The 19,228-nt window shown below is 50.3% G+C and carries 17 protein-coding genes and 1 pseudogene; 13 read left to right on the plus strand and 5 right to left on the minus strand.

Features of this window, described 5'->3' with window-relative positions:
- The first annotated feature begins 363 nt into the window (after nt 1–363).
- On the plus strand, nt 364–1,068 hold the full coding sequence (locus tag BFJ94_RS22745; RefSeq protein WP_438803691.1) for an ABC transporter ATP-binding protein: 705 nt from the start codon (nt 364–366) through the stop codon (nt 1,066–1,068).
- A 76-nt stretch (nt 1,069–1,144) separates the two neighbouring features.
- Nucleotides 1,145–2,413 (plus strand): ABC transporter permease, encoded by a 1,269-nt coding sequence (locus BFJ94_RS22750; protein ID WP_120464690.1) that lies wholly within the window; start codon nt 1,145–1,147, stop codon nt 2,411–2,413.
- 25 nt (nt 2,414–2,438) lie between these two features.
- On the opposite strand, the gene BFJ94_RS22755 is transcribed toward BFJ94_RS22750, so the two are convergent.
- Nucleotides 2,439–3,713, minus strand: a complete 1,275-nt coding sequence (locus BFJ94_RS22755; RefSeq protein WP_120464691.1) for a BaiN/RdsA family NAD(P)/FAD-dependent oxidoreductase — start codon at nt 3,711–3,713, stop codon at nt 2,439–2,441.
- A 171-nt stretch (nt 3,714–3,884) separates the two neighbouring features.
- Between BFJ94_RS22755 and BFJ94_RS22760 the strand changes: the two genes are divergently transcribed.
- From BFJ94_RS22760 to mutY, 4 genes are all read left to right on the plus strand, one after another.
- On the plus strand, nt 3,885–5,585 hold the full coding sequence (locus BFJ94_RS22760) for a two-component system sensor histidine kinase NtrB (RefSeq protein WP_120464692.1): 1,701 nt from the start codon (nt 3,885–3,887) through the stop codon (nt 5,583–5,585).
- A 707-nt stretch (nt 5,586–6,292) separates the two neighbouring features.
- Entirely contained in the window at nt 6,293–6,727 is a 435-nt protein-coding gene (locus BFJ94_RS22765) for a BrxA/BrxB family bacilliredoxin (protein WP_120464693.1), read from the plus strand.
- 353 nt (nt 6,728–7,080) lie between these two features.
- The gene (acpS, locus tag BFJ94_RS22770) at nt 7,081–7,476 is read left to right on the plus strand and encodes a holo-ACP synthase (RefSeq protein ID WP_120464694.1); all 396 of its coding nucleotides are present in this window, start codon (nt 7,081–7,083) and stop codon (nt 7,474–7,476) included.
- 36 nt (nt 7,477–7,512) lie between these two features.
- A complete protein-coding gene (mutY, locus tag BFJ94_RS22775; protein ID WP_120464695.1) occupies nt 7,513–8,712 on the plus strand; it encodes an A/G-specific adenine glycosylase in 1,200 nt (399 codons plus the stop codon).
- A 100-nt stretch (nt 8,713–8,812) separates the two neighbouring features.
- Here mutY and BFJ94_RS22780 read toward each other — a convergent pair whose 3' ends face one another.
- The gene (locus BFJ94_RS22780; protein WP_120464696.1) at nt 8,813–9,022 is read right to left on the minus strand and encodes a hypothetical protein; all 210 of its coding nucleotides are present in this window, start codon (nt 9,020–9,022) and stop codon (nt 8,813–8,815) included.
- A 467-nt stretch (nt 9,023–9,489) separates the two neighbouring features.
- Between BFJ94_RS22780 and BFJ94_RS22785 the strand changes: the two genes are divergently transcribed.
- The 6 genes and pseudogenes from BFJ94_RS22785 to folE all read left to right on the plus strand — a co-directional run bounded on the left by BFJ94_RS22785 (nt 9,490) and on the right by folE (nt 14,207).
- Nucleotides 9,490–9,930: a GNAT family N-acetyltransferase gene (locus BFJ94_RS22785; protein ID WP_120464697.1), complete on the plus strand. Its 441-nt coding sequence runs from the start codon at nt 9,490–9,492 to the stop codon at nt 9,928–9,930.
- Nucleotides 9,931–10,119: 189 nt separating this feature from the next.
- Nucleotides 10,120–10,557, plus strand: a complete 438-nt coding sequence (gene rnhA / locus BFJ94_RS22790; protein ID WP_120464698.1) for a ribonuclease HI — start codon at nt 10,120–10,122, stop codon at nt 10,555–10,557.
- Between the two features lie 46 nt (nt 10,558–10,603).
- Nucleotides 10,604–11,684, plus strand: a pseudogene (gene queG, locus BFJ94_RS22795) (tRNA epoxyqueuosine(34) reductase QueG); the annotation flags it as partial.
- A gap of 280 nt (nt 11,685–11,964) precedes the next feature.
- Entirely contained in the window at nt 11,965–13,002 is a 1,038-nt protein-coding gene (locus tag BFJ94_RS22800; RefSeq protein ID WP_120464700.1) for an HD-GYP domain-containing protein, read from the plus strand.
- A 98-nt stretch (nt 13,003–13,100) separates the two neighbouring features.
- Nucleotides 13,101–13,331 carry a YneF family protein gene (locus BFJ94_RS22805; RefSeq protein WP_120464701.1) on the plus strand — a complete coding sequence of 77 codons (231 nt, stop codon included), beginning with the start codon at nt 13,101–13,103 and terminating at the stop codon, nt 13,329–13,331.
- Between the two features lie 279 nt (nt 13,332–13,610).
- Entirely contained in the window at nt 13,611–14,207 is a 597-nt protein-coding gene (gene folE, locus BFJ94_RS22810; protein WP_120464702.1) for a GTP cyclohydrolase I FolE, read from the plus strand.
- A 437-nt stretch (nt 14,208–14,644) separates the two neighbouring features.
- Here folE and BFJ94_RS22815 read toward each other — a convergent pair whose 3' ends face one another.
- Entirely contained in the window at nt 14,645–15,685 is a 1,041-nt protein-coding gene (locus BFJ94_RS22815) for an alpha/beta hydrolase (protein ID WP_120464703.1), read from the minus strand.
- Nucleotides 15,686–15,980: 295 nt separating this feature from the next.
- Here BFJ94_RS22815 and BFJ94_RS22820 point away from each other — a divergent pair, with 295 nt between their 5' ends.
- On the plus strand, nt 15,981–16,736 hold the full coding sequence (locus tag BFJ94_RS22820) for an IclR family transcriptional regulator (protein ID WP_120464704.1): 756 nt from the start codon (nt 15,981–15,983) through the stop codon (nt 16,734–16,736).
- 122 nt (nt 16,737–16,858) lie between these two features.
- Here BFJ94_RS22820 and BFJ94_RS22825 read toward each other — a convergent pair whose 3' ends face one another.
- Together BFJ94_RS22825 and BFJ94_RS22830 are read right to left on the minus strand one after the other, a co-directional pair.
- Nucleotides 16,859–18,508, minus strand: coding sequence for an alpha/beta hydrolase family protein (locus BFJ94_RS22825; protein WP_120464705.1), 1,650 nt, complete (start codon nt 18,506–18,508; stop codon nt 16,859–16,861).
- A gap of 107 nt (nt 18,509–18,615) precedes the next feature.
- Entirely contained in the window at nt 18,616–19,014 is a 399-nt protein-coding gene (locus BFJ94_RS22830; RefSeq protein WP_120464706.1) for a GntR family transcriptional regulator, read from the minus strand.
- Nucleotides 19,015–19,228 lie beyond the last annotated feature (214 nt).

Here is a 19,228-nt window from a genome sequence, read left to right on the forward strand (position 1 = left end):
GTTTTAAACTCAATTGTATTATTATTTGGATACGTCCAGACAATACAAGGGGCGACAAGTGTATCGTATCTGAGTATTTTCACTTTAAAGGCAAATCAAATATATCCGTACTTTAAAATATCTTTAGGATTAGCATTAATCACTTTCACACTCTTTCTATTTAAGAGAATACTGAACAGCAACGATTAAATAATGAACATTCTATTAGAGTGTTTTACGAAAAAATGGGGGGGACCTACTGGATGGGCTTTTTCGAATGGACATCCTCGTTAGAGGTCAGCAATGAAACAATGGCATAAGTGTGGACGTATAATTTAGAAATAAGAAGTGACCTTGAATTTAATGTACAGGGTGGGAATTAAAGTGGCGGATACATTACTGACAGTAAACATTGAAGAAGCCGGCTATGACGGCAACCATGCGGCGATCAAGGAGATTGAATTCTCGGTTGAGGCGGGGAAGATGACCGGTCTGATCGGTCCGAACGGGGCAGGCAAGAGCACGACGATCAAGACGATCATGGGTCTGCTCACAGATATGAAGGGAACGGTCAATTTCGTGAGACCCGGGACCCACTATGCCTATATACCGGAGCAGCCGGTTTACTATGAGACATTAACATTATGGGAGCATTTAAGCCTGGCTTCTGCTGTCTATGGGATGGACGAGTCGGTACTGGAGCGGGAGGGCAATGCGCTATTGGAGCGCTTCCGGATGACAGAAGTCAAGCATCATTTGCCGGACGGCTTCTCCAAGGGAATGCGGCAGAAGATGATGCTGATGATCGGCTTTCTCATTCGTCCTGATATATATATCGTAGATGAGCCTTTTGTCGGGCTGGACCCTAGAGCTACGAATGACTTCCTGGTGCTACTGGAAGAGGAGCGGCAACGCGGAGCCGGAGTATTGATGTGTACCCATGTACTCGATACCGCAGAGAGAATTTGTGATGATTTCGTGTTGTTAGCAGATGGAAGAATGGTCGTTCGCGGGAAACTGGATGATGTCCGTGGTTTAGCTTCATTACCGGAAGGTACGTTATTCGATTGCTTCAATGCTCTGACCTGAAGAACGAGGGATTATGGTGGGGATTAGGGCGGGATGGATATAGAGATACAGATTCGTTAGAGGGGATTTATGACTAATGAAAAATTTGAGCTCAGTCACTCGGGTCGGAGAGCTGTTCAGAAGACGCTGGCTTGATCATGTACAGCATCAGATCGGCGCGCTAAGATCCGTGGTCGATGGCGTGATTTTATTATATATGGGGATACCCGGGCTATTGCTGCTGGGCCGGGTTTACTATGTGTTGATGATGGGTGAACTGCCGGATTGGCTAACCAGAGTACCGCTGATCGTGGTTCCAATGCTGCTGTTCGTATTAACCATGCTGTTAGGCGGTCTGGTTCTGTTTCTGGAGGCAGCGGATGTCCTGTTCTTGAAGCATCATCCTGAATGGCTACGGGGAATTATGAGGCGAGCGATTCTGCTCGGACTTGTGAAGCGTCTGGTTGTTATGCTGATAGGAATCGCTCTGTCGGCACCCGTGCTCTATCGCGTGTTCGGGATGGGGTGGAGCGACATTCTGCTTCTCTATGCGCTTACCGCTGCTATGAATGCTGCCGCTCTGCCGTTATTTAATCTGTTAGCTGTTGCATTGTCGGGCTTCAGACGCATGCTGCTTCGCAGCATGACCGGAGGATTGCTGGGAGCAAGTTATATCGCCAGTGTACTGAACATGGCGGATTGGCCTTACCTGCTATTGATTACGATGCTCTGTTATATCGTCATCTGTGCCTGGTCCATTAGATCGAGGCTACATATTCAGGGACGGTTCGAGGCTGAAATACGCGAGGAGGAACGGCAGCGGACGCAGTTGACCGGGATGCTGCTGCAGTCGGCGGTCGACCGCCCGGCCAGGAACAGGCCGCGTCCATGGCTGTTCCGCCACAGCGGGCATATCCTCCGTAAGTGGCAGGTCCATGACCGCGTGACGGAGGCGACGGTCAAATCATACTTCCGTAGCCGCGAAGTTTCATTATATATCCAATTCGCGATATATGGATTCATAGCTGTATACTTACCGCCGTATCCTGTCAATTTGCTGGTGTATATCGCTCTGGTGGTGCTATTGTTCCAATGGATGAATACGAATCGACGCATCTTTTATCAGACTAAATTACTGGCGATCCTGCCGAAGGATGAGAATCTGGAATTTATCTGTGCGCCGACAACGATGCGGCTGCTGTTATTTCCGGCGATTCTCATTGTATCGGCAGGTCTATGCATCAATCTATTCACGCTTGGCTGGGGGCTGCTGCTGGCTATTCCGCTCGCTACTGCCATATCCTTGCTGGCTGTGCCTGTTCTGTGGCGCTTCTTCTCCATGAGTTCAAGGCGCAGGAGGATATAAGGACTAGTTCAAAAGGGCGGGTTCTCTATAAGAGGCCTTGCGCTAGCAGGCCAGCATGATGCCCGGCAGTATATCCCGTGGCAAAAGCAGCTGTAATATTATAGCCTCCGGTGTATCCGTGAATATCCATCACCTCGCCGCAGAAGAACAAGCCTGGCATAAGCTTGGATTCCATCGTCTGCGGGCTGATTTCCTTGAGATGCACGCCGCCGCCAGTGACGAAGGCCTCATCGAAGGAGCGGGTACCCGTTACTATAATAATGAAGCTCTTCAGATTAGTGACAAAGGCCTGCCAAGTTTCCTTAGGCAAATGCTCATAGGTCGTATCAGCAGCCAGAGCCGCCCGTTCGAACAGGATCGGCAGCAGACGCTCCGGAATCGTGCCTTTGAGCACATTCTTCAAGGCCCGCTTCGGCTCTTCAGCCATAAGCCTGCGTAGATAAGTGTCCAGCTCAGTCAGAGACATTGTGGGGAACAGATCCAGCGCCAGCTTTACCTCGCTGCTGCCGCTCTTCTGCTTGACGCTGCGGATGAAGCCGCTGCAGCGCAGCGCGATCGGTCCCGATAGGCCGAAATGGGTGAAGATCATATCGCCCTGATGCTGGACGACCGGCTTGCCTTTGCCGTTGAGTACCGAGAGCTTCACATCACGCAGCGATAACCCTTGCAGGCTCCGGTCTACGATATATGGCTCCTTGGAGACGATGGGGACCTCTGTCGGGTACAACTCCGTGATCGTATGCCCGGCAGCCGCCGCCCATGGATATCCGTCTCCGGTTGAACCAGTATGGGGCACGGATTTGCCACCAGTAGCGATAATTACGGAATCGGCATAGATCTGTTCGCCGGATACGAGCGTAACACCTTGAACCTTGCCATCAGCGAACAGCACCTCCTGTACGGGATGATGGGTCTGCAGCTTCACGCCCAACGCCCTGGCCTTGCCGACTAGTGCATCGACGACCGTCTTCGCTTTATCTGATACGGGGAACATCCGCCCGTTATCCTCTTCTTTTAATGCAATGCCCAGCTTCTCAAAAAAGGCGATGATATCGCGATTGCTGAACAACGAGAAGGCGCTGTACAGAAATCTTCCGCCCCCGGGTATGTATTGAATCAGCTCATTTATCTCCTTGATGTTCGTCACATTGCAGCGTCCGCCCCCGGATATGCCGAGCTTGCGCCCCAGCCTATCCCCTTTATCAAGCAATACGACAGAAGCCCCTTGCTCTGCAGCGGCGATCGACGCCATTAACCCCGAAGGTCCTCCTCCGATCACAATTACTCCAAATTTGCTCATTATAGTCCCTTTCCCTTTGCAGTTTTTCAACAATATTTTATAGGATATCATATATTATAGATTTACTTGAAAGGTGATAGATATTTTCTGAAATAAGAATTATTGTAAAACTTTGTCGGCTATGCTTTAATCAAAGTTAGATTGGTATTCTTCCGCCTGAGGAGGGAGAAGATGGTTGAATTCAGGGAGATTCTGCTGCAAGTGCTGATTGCCTGTCTACCAGCTTTTTTGTTTCCGCTTCTTTATGAGAAATCTTCTAGAATTCCTCAGCCAAATGGCCGCAAGGCTTATCAGACGGATTACTCGATGGGACTGACCTATACATGCACCTTTAGCATGTTATTATGCTCCTTATTTCCGAGCTATGTCTGGAACGGAATCCCTATTAATTTCGGGATATTACCGCTCTTCGCGCTGATGCTGTACGGCAAGCTGAGGGAGGGAGTAATACTAGGAGTTCTGTATCTACTGCTCTATCCTCTCTATGCAATGAAATTTACGGTTCCGGAGTTTTTGTTCGAGACAGGGATTCTTCTATACCCTTTCGTATTATTGACAGCTAATTTTTTCAAACGGATCGGACGCCGTGGCAAGGTCGTCATACTGACGGTGATCTTCGCAGCTGGTGAAATGATGATTACAGTATCTCCATATATCATCGAAGACATGAAGCTTGAGTTCGGTGCATTTACCACTATTATAGCCAATATTCTGGTCTCGGTACTGGCGGGTAGTCTATTCGTACATATTATTGAGACGACGATGGAGAAGGAGAAGCTGCGTGAGCAGGTCATGCATTTATCGCGAAAATATTTCCGTGAGGCCGAGACGCTGCAGCAGATGATGGATGCGGCTCCTCTGAGCATTATACTGCTGGATCAGAAGGGCAGGATCTTATCGATTAACGACACTTTTCTGCAATTTTATCGCTTGAGCCGTCCTAACGGGACGCGCGAGGAGCTGATTCGCAAAGAGATCGTGAAGGTGCTGCTCGGTCTCGATTTTGAAGTTATCGCTTCCCGGGCGGAACAGACGCTGGAGGGGAATGTCAAGACATCGGAGATCATGCAGATCGCGGATCGCGTCTTCTTCGCGACCACTTCACCGATTACGAAGATGCTTACCAATGAGAACATCGGTGCCGTTATTATTATCCAGGATATTACGGAATTAGAGGCGCTGCGGATGGAATTGAATCATGTGGAGCGCCTGGGACTTGTCGGCCAAATGGCGGCCAGTATTACGCATGAAATCAGAAATCCGATGGCTGTAGTCCGCGGCTTCCTGCAATTAATGCGGGAGAAGAGTCCTTCTTCGCTGGAGCATTATTATCGCATCGTCATGGAGGAATTGGACCGGGCCAACGGGATTATTAATGATTTTCTGTCGCTGGCCCAGAATCGGGTCGTGAAGATGGAGCTATCGGGCTTGCATGAGATTATCTCTGAGCTGACCCCGTTGTTATGGGCAGACGCTAATCTGCGCGGGCAGAGCATCGAGGTGCGGCTGGACGAGACCGCTCCGCCTCTGATGCTCAATCATAAGGAAATCAAGCAGCTGATTCTCAACCTCGGCCGCAATGCCATGGAGGCGATGGATGAGAAGGGCAAATTGACGCTGGAGATGAAGCGAGAGTCTGACGGCGTCGAGCTCTACGTAATGGATACTGGCCCAGGCATTCCGCCTGCCCAGCAGGAGAGATTGTTCGAGCCATTCTTCACGACGAAGAGCAAGGGGACGGGGCTGGGGCTGTCACTATGCCTTAGCATTATGGAGCGACATGGCGGAAGAATCAACGTGAAATCGGAGGAAGGCGTGGGGACGACATTTATTGTGTTTTTCCCGTACGCGGCTGAACGGATCGAGGCCTAAGTCTCAGTCCCGGTCGGCTCAAGACACTGCATAAGACTCTAACGAAACTGCAGAACGCTATTTGCGCTATAACAACGGTAAAATAATTTTAAAGAAACACCATATCGTTATTCGGGGAAAATCTGGACTTTCGAGCCTAAATTGACTCAGATAGCGATACCCAGTTTCGTTACGATTTCCAGCGACCCTTTTTGGCGCGAATAGCGATACTCCGTTTCGTTAGAACTGGCAATTGGGGGGCGCTAGGGGGTTACTTCCTATTCTGCTCGAACTGCGGTTAGAAGGCACGAGATCACTGTGTAGGATGGGTTCCCCACGAGAACGGCCATTGATTCCTGCGTATTCGGAAATATGCTCACTGACGTTTAGTCCTACAGAGGTTGAAACCTGCATATTTGCAGGCTTTTACGCTTATTTCTCCAAAATCAGGGCGCCGCGCTGAAAAAAGATGCATTTTCGCAGGAATTTACTATTTCGAGTTGGGTTTTTACGAAATTCCTGCATAATTGCAGGCTTTCTCGCCGCTATCAAGTACGAGTGAGTACCGCTTCACGCCGCTCCATATTGTCGCAGTCTTTCCGGCAGGTTCGGATGGGTAGATGTATAGCAAAATTGTTGCTTTCCTGATGGCGAAAGGTATAATTAATAATAGTCTGAGTGATAAAAGTCATACTTTTAGCATAATAGGTCCATGAGGAGTGAAGATTATGTCAATGTCATATGATCAATATATGAGAGAAATGGTTCAGCCGATGCGAGATGAGCTGACAAGTCTGGGAATCAAGGAGCTGAGAACGCCTGAGGAAGTAGAGACGACTCTGCCTACATCACAAGGCACGGCCTTGGTCGTTGTGAACTCAGTGTGCGGCTGTGCAGCGGGGCAATGCCGTCCGGGCGTAGCACGTGCTCTGCAGCATGAAGCAGTTCCGGATCATCTGTTCACCGTATTCGCCGGTCAAGATAAGGAAGCTACGGCCAAAGCGCGCGAATATTTCGCACCGTACCCTCCATCTTCACCATCCATCGCCCTGATGAAAGACGGCGAGCTGGTTCACTTCATTGAACGGGAGCAGATCGAGGATCGTTCTGCAGCAGAGATCGCTGCCGATTTGACGAGCGCTTTCGACCGTTTCTGCAAGTAAGGTGCAATAGGTGTACAAGTATAAGGCGGAAGTTGAGCAAACCTTTATGGAACAGCTGTAAAGGGAAAGCGGCTTCCGCCTTTTCTCATTGTCTAATTCCAGGTACGCGAAAAAAGAAGGCCGAATCCGACTAGCTGCGCTTCCTTGTCCAGATGTTTTTGACCAAGTTCCAGCAGTTAGGTGAAAGACAGAAGGTGGAGAATCAAAGGGGATATCGAAGCAATGTTAGGGAGCGAAATGCGCCATCTGCAAGGGAACCATAGCAGGCGAGGCGCTGCGGACTTTTCTTCATATTCTCTTCCCTGTACAATGTGGTATAGGCATAGAACGAAAGAGGAAGAAGGGAAAATCCTTTGATATATGGGATCGGCCATGATGTGGTTGAAATTGAACGGATCAGACATATGCTGGGCAGCAGAGTCGGAGATAAATTCGTGGAACGGATATTGACCCCGGGGGAATTTGAATTACCCGGCAGGTCAAGCCGCCCTGCCGAATTTCTGGCGGGGCGCTTTGCGGCCAAGGAAGCGGTCAGCAAGGCCTTCGGCTGCGGGATCGGCCAAGTGTTGAGTTTCAAGGATATCGAGGTTGTGCCGGATGTAAACGGTAAGCCGTCGGTTCATTTGTCACTAGGGGCTTGGGAGCGTCTCGGTTTGTCCGCAACAGGGGATTATGTTATACATTTAAGCATTACCCATGAACGTCAGTTGGCCTCTGCCTTTGCGGTGGTCGAGAGTGTAAATAAATAAAGGCGATTCATGGAAAGGGGGAGGATCAGCGTTATTATGCAGGACAGCAAGGCGAGCAAGGAAAGTAAGCAGTATTTCAGCAGAGAGCTGCTAAGCTGGTATGAGCAGGCGAAGCGTGATTTGCCGTGGAGACGGCATCGCAATCCTTACTATATATGGGTATCAGAAATTATGCTGCAGCAGACGCGGGTCGATACGGTGATCCCGTATTTCCAGCGCTTCATTGAACGATTTCCGACGATACAAGCACTGGCGGAAGCGCCGGAGGAGGATGTGTTGAAAAGCTGGGAGGGGCTCGGCTATTATTCAAGGGCCCGCAATCTGCAGGCGGCGGCCCAGCAGGTGATGGAGCGGCATGGCGGGATTGTGCCGGATAACAAGAAGGATGTATCCGCCCTGAAGGGGGTTGGCCCGTATACTTCCGGGGCCATCCTCAGCATCGCCTACAATCAGCCGGAGCCTGCGGTGGACGGCAATGTGATGCGTGTCCTGTCTCGTTATTTCCTGATCGAAGAGGATATTATGAAGACCGGCACGCGCACCTTGATGGAGGAGCTGGCGACCTCGCTGATCCCTCCAGGCCGCGCAGGCGATTTCAATCAGGCGCTGATGGAGCTTGGCGCCTTGATCTGTACACCCAAATCACCGCAGTGTCTGATCTGCCCGGTGATGGTTCATTGCTCCGGCCGTCTGGAAGGGGCGGAGGAGCGCCTGCCGGTGAAGAGCAAGGCGAAGCCACCGCGGCCGGAGTACAGGCTCGTCGCCCTGGTAGAGGGCGACGGAGCCCAGGCCGGGCGAGTGCTCGTCCGCCGGCGCCCGGATACGGGGCTGCTCGCCCGGATGTGGGAGCTGCCCCATATTCCAGCAGCGGCGGAGCCTGGAGAGGGGGCCGGCCTGCCGGACGGCCCGGCGATGGACAGGCTCGCTGCTGCGCTTGGCGGCGCGGGCGTGATGGCCGCGCCGGTAGGGGCACTGATGGAAGCGGAGCATACGTTCAGCCATATTCATTGGAATATGCGCGTGTTCCGCTTCCATCAGGCGGACGGCCTAGGCGAGCTGGCTGCCGTGGCCGAGTCCGCTGCCGCCTATGAGGCGAATGGCGCAGGCGGCGCGGTCAGTCCGAGTGCCAGCGATGATTCGGCCGAATATCGCTGGATCACCCAGGATGATATGGGGGAATTGGCTTTCCCCAACGTCTTTATCCGTATATTGAATCGCTATTTCTCATCTATATAGCAGAGCGACAGCAGCGAATGGCAAGAAGCAGCCTCGAACACGGACATATATCCTGTCCTGTGCCAAGGCTGCTTCTTAATTTGCATCAATCGGGACAATCTTAGTCACCGATCATGCGATTTTCGACACTTTTCATCGTATTCTGCTGATCAGGCTCACGATGCTGCTCCGGGCTGGTCTGGCCCGAGTCCACTGGAGTATCGCCGCTAACACTGCGCGCGAAGCTGGTGAACTGCGTTTTATGCTGATCTTGTTTATGCTTCGCCTTGAGCAGTTCCTGCGGATCATTGGTGAGATTCTCGTTTTCCATCGCTTGCATTCCTCCATAGTGAGTGAAGTTTTGAGTCAACCTTGCGGTCCATTTCAGTAGTATGTGTAATTTGGCATAATTTAAATGAGCTTCCCACTAATGTTCATATTTCGGGCTGCTCCAATTTGTAACGAAACTCCCTATTCGGGTGAAAATTTACTTCAATCAGAGTTATAATAGAGTTTATTAGCAGAGTGTAAACACAGAAATATACTAGTAAAAAAAGTGAATTGAAACAGTTTCATTTCCTCTAATAGAAATAAATGGCCCCAAAAATAATGTAAACGCTTAATATTAAGCGCTTTCAGAAGAAATATGGTGTAATTCCCCGATAAATATGCTTTAATGGACAAAGAGACTATTTTTTCTCGTTTTTTGTCTGGATTTCATTTATTTCAGCTTTGTAAAAATGGGAAGAACATTTTTACATAATTCTATCTTGCGAAGAGAAAAGGGAGATCATAAGCATGCGTATTCGTTCCTTTCAGTTGAGTGATGCTAATCAAGTGATGGAGCTTTTGCAAGTGGCCTTATCGGAAGATTGTTGTGAAGACACGAAGCGGGCATTTGCCAGGCAATTGTCCTGGGACTCAGACTTAATAGTAATTGCTGAAGCGGACGAGGAAATCGTTGGTGTTTTGATCGGTACGATCGACCACAATGTGGGCTGTATCTACCGCACGGTTGTGCATCCGGATTACCGCCGTCAAGGTGTGGCTACCGGACTCATTAATGGAATGGAACAGCGGTTCCAGCAGCGCAAGGTTAGTAGGATTGTAGTCGCCGGAGATGAGCATAATAAGGCGATTGCACCACTGTACGAGGCATTGGGATATGGCGCAAGCAAGTTTTTGGAGGCGTTTCAGAAACTGAGTATTGCTGCAGTTCACTCTTTGTCTGGTTCATAAGAAATATGAATAAAAGAATAAATATTGTCAAATATTGACGAATTTAAGCATGTCTGGCGACCCGTTGCAAAAGGGCACTGGATATGCTTTTCTATTATATAGGGATCGACCCGGTCAGGAGCTAAGCTAAGGGGCGCGGAGTTGATTATAGAAGGTTACGGCCATGCTCAAAAAGCTGGAGGTAGAAGAGTGAAGGAAATTTCAATTTATACGGATGGTGCTTGTTCAGGAAATCCTGGCCCCGGGGGCTGGGGCGTTATTCTTTTATATAAAGGGCATCGTAAAGAGCTGTCTGGTGGCGAGAAGCTGACCACGAATAACCGGATGGAAATCCAGGCGGTCATCTCCGCGCTCAGCGCGCTGACGGAGCCTTGTCAAGTGAAGGTATACAGCGATTCGGCGTATGTGGTCAATTGTTTCCGGCAAGGCTGGATACGTGGCTGGTTGAAGAATGGCTGGAAGAACAGCAAGAATCAGCCGGTGGAAAATCAGGACCTGTGGAAGGAACTGTGGCGTTTGATGGGCATCCATCAGGTGGAGTACATTAAGGTGAAGGGACATAGCGATAATGAATTGAACAATCGCTGCGATCTCCTCGCCCGGGAAGCGATCAAGCGCTTGTCTTAGAGAAATTATTTTAGATTATGATATACGACATCGAGGAGGGACAGGCATGGAGCTAAAGACGAGCGCCAGTATAGCGGATAGAGCGGTATGGGACAGGCTGAAGCGTGAGATCATCGAGGCAGCTCCATCGCTTGGGATTGACGATATCGGGTTTGCATCGGCGGACCCGTTTTTGTCGTTGAAGTCGGTTCTGCTCGACCGCCGGGCCAAAGGATATGAATCAGGGTTTGAAGAGCCGGATATCGATAAAAGAGTGTACCCTGAGCTGACGCTGGAGCAACCCGCTTCACTCATCTCGATTGCTGTGGCTTACCCCTCCAAAATGGATCATCCGCCGAAATCGGAGCCGGGACAGCGCCGGGGAATTCTGGCCCGCTCGGCATGGGGAGAGGACTACCACCTTGTGCTGCGCCGGGCGATGGCCAAGTTGGAGGAATTCATCAAAGAGCGGGTACCCGATGCTCGCATAGAGAGTATGGTTGATACCGGCGTGCTTGTAGACCGTGCTGTGGCAGAGCGGGCTGGCGTCGGGTTCAAGGGCAAGAATTGCGCTATTATTTCACCCAAATGGGGATCGTGGATCTTCCTGGGCGATATGATTACGAATATCCCCTTTCCGCCGGATTCGCCAGTGACCGAGGACTGCGGGGAATGTACGAAATGCATCGATGCCTGTCCAACCGGAGCACTAGTCGGTCCTGGGGTACTGAATGCCCAGCGCTGCATATCCTTCTTGACACAGACGAAGGGCTTCCTGGAAGAGGAGTTCATGGTGAAGATCGGCAACCGCTTATACGGCTGCGATACTTGCCAGGTCGTCTGTCCGAAGAACAAAGGGAGGTCATGGAATCATCGTCCCGAGCTGCAACCTGATCCAGAGATAGTGAAGCCGCTGCTGCTGCCGATTCTGGATTTGAGCAACCGGGAGTTTAAGGAGCGATTTGGAAGCAGTGCTGCGGCATGGCGCGGTAAGAAGCCGATTCAGCGGAATGCCTTAATCGCGCTCGGCAATTTTAAGGATCGCGATTCAGTGCCGAAGATTGTCGATGTTATGCTTACCGATCCCAGACCTGAGCTGCGGGGGACGGCGGCCTGGGCCTTGAGCCGCATAGGGGGACAGGAGGCGTTGGAAGGCGTGCGGCGGGCACTGGCCAGTGAAAAGGATGAAGAGGTCGTCCGGCGTCTAAAAACAGCCGAGGAGAAGCTCGCTATAGCCGAGGATCAAGAGAATAATCAAACCCGTTAGATCGCATCCCATGCGCGGGGGAATCCGGATTTTACCAGCTTAAAGTTCGGTTCGCGCTTGCCGATATCTCTTATGTGGGATAAAGTACCCATGGCACTAAAAATGAACTAAAGATATCGTAAGTAAAGACAAAATGGGATGGCTATCAAGGGGGATTAATCATGAGATTTATGAGTATTGAGGACATTGAGCCCGGACAAATATTAGGGAGAACCGTATATTCTGCGAATGGGACGGTATTGCTGTCGGAGAATATCCAGCTTACGGTTTATATGATCAACACATTGAAACGGGTCGGTGTCACTATGCTCTATATCAAGGACCCCGGGTTTGAAGATATCGAAATAGAGGATGTGCTCAGTGAACCAACCAAGCAAATGGTGTTCCGGGATATGAGCGAGACGATGCAGGCAATCAGATCTGGCAAGGATTGGAGTACCCGTAAAATAAGCGTATCTGTGGACGCTCTGCTGACCGATGTGCTGAATAATAAAGAGGTTATGATCCAGCTGACCGATATTCGTACGAATGATAATGCCGCTTATTTGCACGCGGTGAATGTATCTTTATTATCGACGATGATCGGCCTTAATTTGGGACTGAACTTCACGCAGTTGAAGGAGCTGGCGATCGGTGCGCTGCTGCATGATATCGGCAAGTCGGTGCCACTGCCGGAAGGGGCGAAGCCGGAGGAAATGAAGAATCATCATACCTGGCGGGGCTTTGAAATACTGAAGGGCAAGCGTGAGTTCAATCTGATGATCGCTCACACCGCGCTGCAGCATCATGAACGGTTGAATGGGAGCGGCCTGCCACGGGGGCTGGGTGACGAGCAGATTCATGTGTATCCGAAGATTGTAGCTGTCGCCAATATGTATGATAATTTGATAGCTGGCGGCGAAGGGAGTGGCGGACGCCCGTTATTGCCGCATGAAGCCTGTGAGCGCCTGATGGCTTGCTCTGAGCAGGAGCTTGACCACGATGCTCTGGTAGAGTTCAACCGGATTGTGTCGGTGTACCCGAATGGCACTTCCGTGCGGCTGTCCACCAAGGAGATCGGCGTCGTTGTCCGCCAGCATCGTGGATTGCCCGGACGCCCGGTTATCCGTATCGTTCATGGGACGAGTGACGAGATGGATGTGAAGGAAGTAGATCTCGCTACAGAGACTACCATATTTATTGAGGCGGTTTTAGCTTGAATACACTAGTGTGTGAATGCTATTATATGTTGAGTAACTCTAGCTATGTTCTAGCTATAGTATAATCACTGAAGAACGGATACAGGGGGAGTCGAGGAATGGATATTGTAATTCCTATTATCACTTTGATCGTCGGCCTGATAGCTGGCTTCGCGATCGGCGTCTTCTACTTGAAGAATCAGTTTACGAAGATGCAGAATGATCCACAAATGCTGCAGAAGATGGCCAAGCAGATGGGCTATAATCTGAACAGCAAGCAGATGCAGCGCGCACAGCAAATGATGAAGAATCAGGCTCCGGCCACTACCGGTAAGAAGAAAAAGAAATAAACTGTAATGAAACTACGTATCGTTATTAGGACCAATATGGGACTGAATGGCGGATTTTCACCTCAATAGCGATACGGTGTTTCGTTACAGCTCCAGGAGAAGCCTGCCTGCATTAGTGCAGGTGTTCTCCGCAGTGTACAAGTAGTGTCGAGGGCAGCGTACAAGCTCTGTTCTGGACTATGGACTTAAGGGTGTACAAGCTTTGTGCCTCCTGTGCACTTGCTGTTTACTAGCAAACGCAGTATATTTGAAAGCTAATTTGGAAGGAGGAGGCGCTAAATGTCAGGGTTAAAGGATTATGTGAATGAGCAAGTGGGCAAGAATCGGGAGCAGATCGAGCACCATGTTCGCGAAATTCTGAAGCTGATCGGCGAGGATGTCGAGCGGGAAGGCTTGCTTGAAACTCCAGCCCGGGTTGCCCGGATGTATGAAGAGATCTTTGCTGGATACGAGATCGATCCCCGCGAAGTGCTGGGAGTAACCTTTGAAGAGGATCATGAAGAATTGGTTATCGTAAAAGACATCGTATATTTCAGTCAATGCGAGCACCATATGGCGCCTTTCTTCGGCAAAGCACATATAGGCTATATTCCTAGTGGAAGGATTGCCGGACTCAGTAAGCTGGCTCGTCTGGTGGAAGCGGTGACCCGCAGGCTGCAGGTCCAGGAGCGAATCACTTCGCAAATCGCCGATATACTTGAAGAAGTGCTGAAACCGCAAGGTGTGATCGTTGTCGTAGAGGGTGAGCATATGTGTATGTGCGCCCGTGGCGTGAAGAAGCCCGGTAGCAAGACGATCACCTCGGCTGTTAGAGGGACATTCCGGACCGATGCGGCGGCAAGAGCAGAATTTTTATCTTTGATTAAAGAATCATAAAATTTCAAGAATCGCATTTACGAACTTAATGTCCCATAAGAAAAGGGGCTGCCCAATAAGTCCCCAAAATAAAAAGTTGGACGGAAAAACGTCATGTTTTCCGTCCAACTTTTTTTGCTCTGTCGGCTTTTTAACATTCAATAAAAACGAGCCGTCCAGCGGTCAGAAATGACCGTTAGAGCATGAAAATAACAACTACGCTCTTCTAACGGACACTTTTGACCCTTAGAAGCACAAAATGCCATTTTTCGCGACAATTTCCCTTGTAATGGACATCATTGTCCGTTACAAGGGAAAGGTGCCACAGGATCAACGCTAACGGACAATAATGTCCGACTGATCCGGCCAGAACAAGGGGTGTTTACATTTTTGGGCACGCAAAAGAGGCGTCTTCAAGTCGGGAAAGCGACTTGTAAGACAGCCCTTCGCTTCCTTACTTATGGATTCGATCCGGCAGAAGCGGATGCGCTAGAAGAGCTCATAGAAGCCTCGAGACGTCCTAGGAAGCTAGAGACGAGTCGTAAATATTCCTTCGGATGCTCGCGGAAAATCAATTCATGATGCGAGTCCTTAACGATCCACACATCGGATAGTGGGTTCGTCTGGTTCTCGGCCAATTTCTCGGCGATCGGATAAGGGGCCTTGTCATCTTCTGTACCATGGATGAACAGAATCGGGAACGGGTAATCTTCCGTCTTGACGGCCTGATAAGGGATTTGCCGCAGGCTGGTGCCATTGAGCACGGGCAGCAGCAGTCCAATGATCTCCAGCGAAGGGTGACGCGGCAGGTCGAGATGCTGCCGGATGTTGTGATACATCGTATCTGGCTCCAGCAGGAAGGTACTGTCCAGTATCATGCCATCGATATCTTCACTATGAAGAGCAGCCTGGAGCGCTGTGCCGGCTCCCATCGAGAAGCCCCAGACGATCACTTCATCGCCTCCATGTCGTTTGGCGAATTGGATCGCCCCGAGCAGCTGCTGAGCTTCCTTCTTCCCTCCGGTAGCCACTTCCTTGCTGTCTCCGGTGCCCCCGGCGGCAAAGCCATAATCGAACATCAGAACATTGAAATTCAAGCGATGTGCAAAATGAGCCAGATCATACATCGGAATCCAGCTCTCCTCCCGATTGGCGCCATAACCGTGGCTGAACACGATGGTCTTGCGAGAGGAATCCGCAGGTATATACCATCCCTGCATCATCCGGCTGCCATCCGCTGCCGGGAAGATTATATCGCTGTAATCCAGATTTTTGGCTATCTTCGGGTTAGAGTAGAGGGGGGCCACTGTCGGGTTGGACAGCACCCAGGCGATGAAGCCATGCAAGGCGACGAAACAGAAGACCAGGAAGAAGACGATCGATAACAATAGGGCAACGATAACGTTTCTGAGGCTGATCCGTCTTGCTTTATGGTTCGGAGCATCTAGCCCGATCCATTCGGGCTGTAGAGGAAGATTGTTGTGATCCAGTGATTTCATAGTCTCTCCCCCTCATTAGAATAAATTTAATTGTTGTTTCATTATATGTGACTTGAAAACGTTTTCCGCTGCTATGTGGATCGCCGATGTCCAATCATGTTGACGAAAAAGCGATATTTCAGTAGAGTTCTGTCGAAAAAGAACGAATCTATGAAAACATCGTAAGACGAGCTTTTCAGATTGTCAATGCAAAGGGGAGGATTGGCAGTTGTCTAATTGACGGAAAGCACGTTTTTCCCATATAATTTATGTAACCGGGTTTCATATAGTGAAACGTAAGGAAGGGGATTCCAGTATGGAGGATCGAAAATTAACCGTTCGCGCTGTAGAGCGGGCGCTTGATATATTGATGTGTTTTACTAAGAAGGATGATCTTGGCCTGACTGAGATCGCTGCTGAGATCGATTTGCACAAGAGCACGGTGCATCGTCTGCTGAACACGCTTGAGGAGAAAGGCTTCGTCATCCGCAACCCGTTGACGGAGAAGTATAGATTGGGTCTGAAAATATGGGAGCTGTCCGCGCATCTATCGCATACTGATGATCCGGCGGTATTACTGCTGCCGCAAATGGAGCAGCTTCGCGACTGTCTTGGTGAGACGGTGAGCCTCTATTTACGTGACGGGACCGATCGTCTGCGCATCCAGGCGGTGCAGAGTAATCAGGCGATCCGCAGGGTAGCTCCCGTCGGCGCCAGACTCCCGTTATTCGTCGGGGCCTCCAGTAAGGTCTTAGTCGCTTATGCAGACGAAAGCGTGCTGCAGGCGGTGTTAAACGGTCCAGACTGGCCTGAGTCGGTTGACCGCGATGCTTATGTGAAGCAACTGCAAGAGATACGCGAGCGGGGGTATGCCATTAGCTATGAGGAACGTGAGCCTGGGGCGTCGGCTGTTGCCGCGCCGATCTATGACCGAAGCGGTAAAATCGCGGCGGCGTTGTCCTTATCCGGGCCGGTCAGTCGCTTGAGCCCTCAGAAATTGCATGAGTACGGGCCGATCTTGATTGAGGCGGCGAGAGAGATGGGGATGATGATCCATACGGGTCAAGCTTGATAATAAGCCTTAAATAGTGATCCTGGATTAGCTGTGGGCGGGCATTACTAACAGAAAAATCGCGAGTTCCCAGCCTTGAATAAGGCCGAGCGGACTCGCGATTTTGTCGTTAGGGGATGCGGCTATTTAGTGTCTTTGATCCAGGTGGCGATGTCGTTGACGATATCCTGGGAGACATTGGACGGCTTAGCGTATTCGGTCCCGATCGATAGATTCTTGTATTCAGTTAGCAGGTGGTTCACATGCGGATAGGATTTGAATTTTACATTTTTCCGCGCCTTCAATGCTGTCTTCCAGCCCTCGAACTGCTTCATGGTGACCTGCCAATCATTCTCTCCCTGTAGAACCAGCATCGGAACGTTCTGCCCCTTAGCTGCTTCGGCGGGATTATAATTCTTCTGCTCGAACCACCAATATGCAGGTTGAATCGGGAACTGTTCTGGCATATGATCTACTGTATATTGGGGATCATTCACGAGGTCAGCGATCGCGATATATTGAGCGGCCTGTTGTTCATATGGCGTGGCATCGATGCCTAGCTGCTTGACGCGCTGCACAAGTTCCTTCTGCTGCTCAGCCAGTACGTCAGCAAATTTACCGCTCGGCCCGGATATAATTACTGCGCCGGCTACACTCTTGCTACTGTCTTCGGAAATGAGCAGCGGCATAGCATATCCGCCTTGGCTATGCCCGGCTACGAAAATCCGGGAAGCATCGATGTTCTTATCCGCTTTGAGCAATTGGACCGCGGAGAGGGCATCATCTACCGTTTCCCGCTTCATCGTGAGCTTGGGGTCGGCAGATACTCTGAAGGAATGCTCATAGGTTACCTTGTCATAGCGCAATACGGCGATCCCTTGCGAAGCGAGTCCTGCCGCCAGGTCACGGAACAGCTTGGTGCCGCCGATAGATGAATCACGATCATGCGGACCGGAGCCTTGGACGAGCACGACCGCCGGGAATGGGCCTTCTCCTTTAGGGATAGTGAGCGTACCTGGCAATGCCAGCGTCCCCTCGCCGATCGTTATTTCCTGTTCAGTATAGCTGTCAGCTTTGTCATAGGCAGGCTGCTTATACCCGGAATCATCTGTGACTGTCGTTAGATTCAGATCATCGACCTGCCCCGACAGGTTCAGGCGAACTGTAATTTCAAGCGGAACGGTTCCCGTCTCAATGGAGTAGGTAACGTTACGGTGTACAGCATTCACCTTCTCTGTTTTGGCACCGCTTAGCTTCATTTTTCCATAGTAAGTCTCATAATTGCTCCATAATACATTCAATAAGCTCTGCGGCAGCGCGTGTGCGGAGGACGAACTGACATATTGGGCCGCCTCTGTACCTTTCCCGGCTTCCAGCCTCTGTATGAATAGATCGGCGGGGTCCGCAGATTGCTGTGCATTATGGAATTGCTCGTTCATGAAGTTGGCATCGACCAGGGTGTGGCCGGATACGACTGTAACAGGGTGCTCCAGGGTGATCTGTTTGCCGTTCACGAGAGCGTGGCTCTTGCCGACCGTTAGTACGATTACAGTGCTGTCTTTGGTAATGGTGATGGTGTGGGTCTTTTGATCCCATTTCATGTCTGCCCCGTATTCGGCAACCGCTTCTCTCAGGGGCGTCAGAGCCGTAGAACTGCTGGATACAGGCTCGGCATCGGTAGATACGGAAGCTCCGGGAGCGGCAGTGGCAGTAGTAATGGTAGTTGGTAGTATAAGACTTACTGCCAGCGTTGCAGCAGCTGCGCTTAGCAGAATTTTGTTCTTGTCTGACATATCATGGCCTCCTTAATTAAAAGAAAAATTATATATTGTTTCGCGAAAACCAGGGTTAACGCGACGAAACCGAGGATACCGAGCAGGATTAGCCATATCAATCAATATCAATCATACTCCTTATCTGTTTGCGTTATTTCTTGGTAGATTTGCTCCATTTCCTGTAGTAGCTGTTCCTGGCTCATTCCGCGGCTGATGGCTTCCGCGACGATCGGTCTAAGCTCACCACGCATTTTACCCATATAGGCCTTGGTAATCTCGGGCATACTGTCCGGGTTAATCACGACGCCCCGCTGACGATGTACAAGGATGAAGCCCTCTTGCTTGAGTAGAGTATATGCCTTGTTAACGGTATGCAGGTTGATTCCTATATCTGAAGCAAGGCTGCGTACGGAAGGAAGCGGCTCACCCGGCTTCAGCCGTCCGCTAGCAATGCCTTCGATGATTTGATTGACCAATTGAGTGTATATCGGCAGCTCAGATTGCATATCAAGCTGGATAATCACAGCTATCACCTTCTTCGTTCTAACTGTTATACTTATAATACAACAGTTATCATACTAGAGTGCAATTTAAATTTCCCCTCTAATTTGAGTAAATCCATACGAACTCATGCAATCCCGCGCAATCTGGTGCGTATTTTGTCCATGGAAGCTCTGTGTAAAACCATATACCTGGTGCGTGATCGTGCGTAGGAGCTTGTGCCAAACCGGTAACTTG

It is taken from the genome of Paenibacillus aceti, assembly GCF_003614185.1.
Taxonomy (GTDB): Bacteria; Bacillota; Bacilli; order Paenibacillales; family Paenibacillaceae; genus Fontibacillus; species Fontibacillus aceti.

Excerpts from the sequence above, each read along its gene's own strand:
- BFJ94_RS22750 (WP_120464690.1), top strand. The coding sequence starts at position 1,145 with ATGAAAAATTTGAGCTCAGTCACTCGGGTCGGAGAGCTGTTCAGAAGA.
- BFJ94_RS22755 (WP_120464691.1), bottom strand. The coding sequence starts at position 3,713 with ATGAGCAAATTTGGAGTAATTGTGATCGGAGGAGGACCTTCGGGGTTA.
- BFJ94_RS22760 (WP_120464692.1), top strand. The coding sequence starts at position 3,885 with ATGGTTGAATTCAGGGAGATTCTGCTGCAAGTGCTGATTGCCTGTCTA.
- BFJ94_RS22765 (WP_120464693.1), top strand. The coding sequence starts at position 6,293 with ATGTCAATGTCATATGATCAATATATGAGAGAAATGGTTCAGCCGATG.
- mutY (WP_120464695.1), top strand. The coding sequence starts at position 7,513 with ATGCAGGACAGCAAGGCGAGCAAGGAAAGTAAGCAGTATTTCAGCAGA.
- BFJ94_RS22780 (WP_120464696.1), bottom strand. The coding sequence starts at position 9,022 with ATGGAAAACGAGAATCTCACCAATGATCCGCAGGAACTGCTCAAGGCG.
- BFJ94_RS22785 (WP_120464697.1), top strand. The coding sequence starts at position 9,490 with ATGCGTATTCGTTCCTTTCAGTTGAGTGATGCTAATCAAGTGATGGAG.
- BFJ94_RS22800 (WP_120464700.1), top strand. The coding sequence starts at position 11,965 with ATGAGATTTATGAGTATTGAGGACATTGAGCCCGGACAAATATTAGGG.
- BFJ94_RS22805 (WP_120464701.1), top strand. The coding sequence starts at position 13,101 with ATGGATATTGTAATTCCTATTATCACTTTGATCGTCGGCCTGATAGCT.
- folE (WP_120464702.1), top strand. The coding sequence starts at position 13,611 with ATGTCAGGGTTAAAGGATTATGTGAATGAGCAAGTGGGCAAGAATCGG.
- BFJ94_RS22815 (WP_120464703.1), bottom strand. The coding sequence starts at position 15,685 with ATGAAATCACTGGATCACAACAATCTTCCTCTACAGCCCGAATGGATC.
- BFJ94_RS22820 (WP_120464704.1), top strand. The coding sequence starts at position 15,981 with ATGGAGGATCGAAAATTAACCGTTCGCGCTGTAGAGCGGGCGCTTGAT.
- BFJ94_RS22825 (WP_120464705.1), bottom strand. The coding sequence starts at position 18,508 with ATGTCAGACAAGAACAAAATTCTGCTAAGCGCAGCTGCTGCAACGCTG.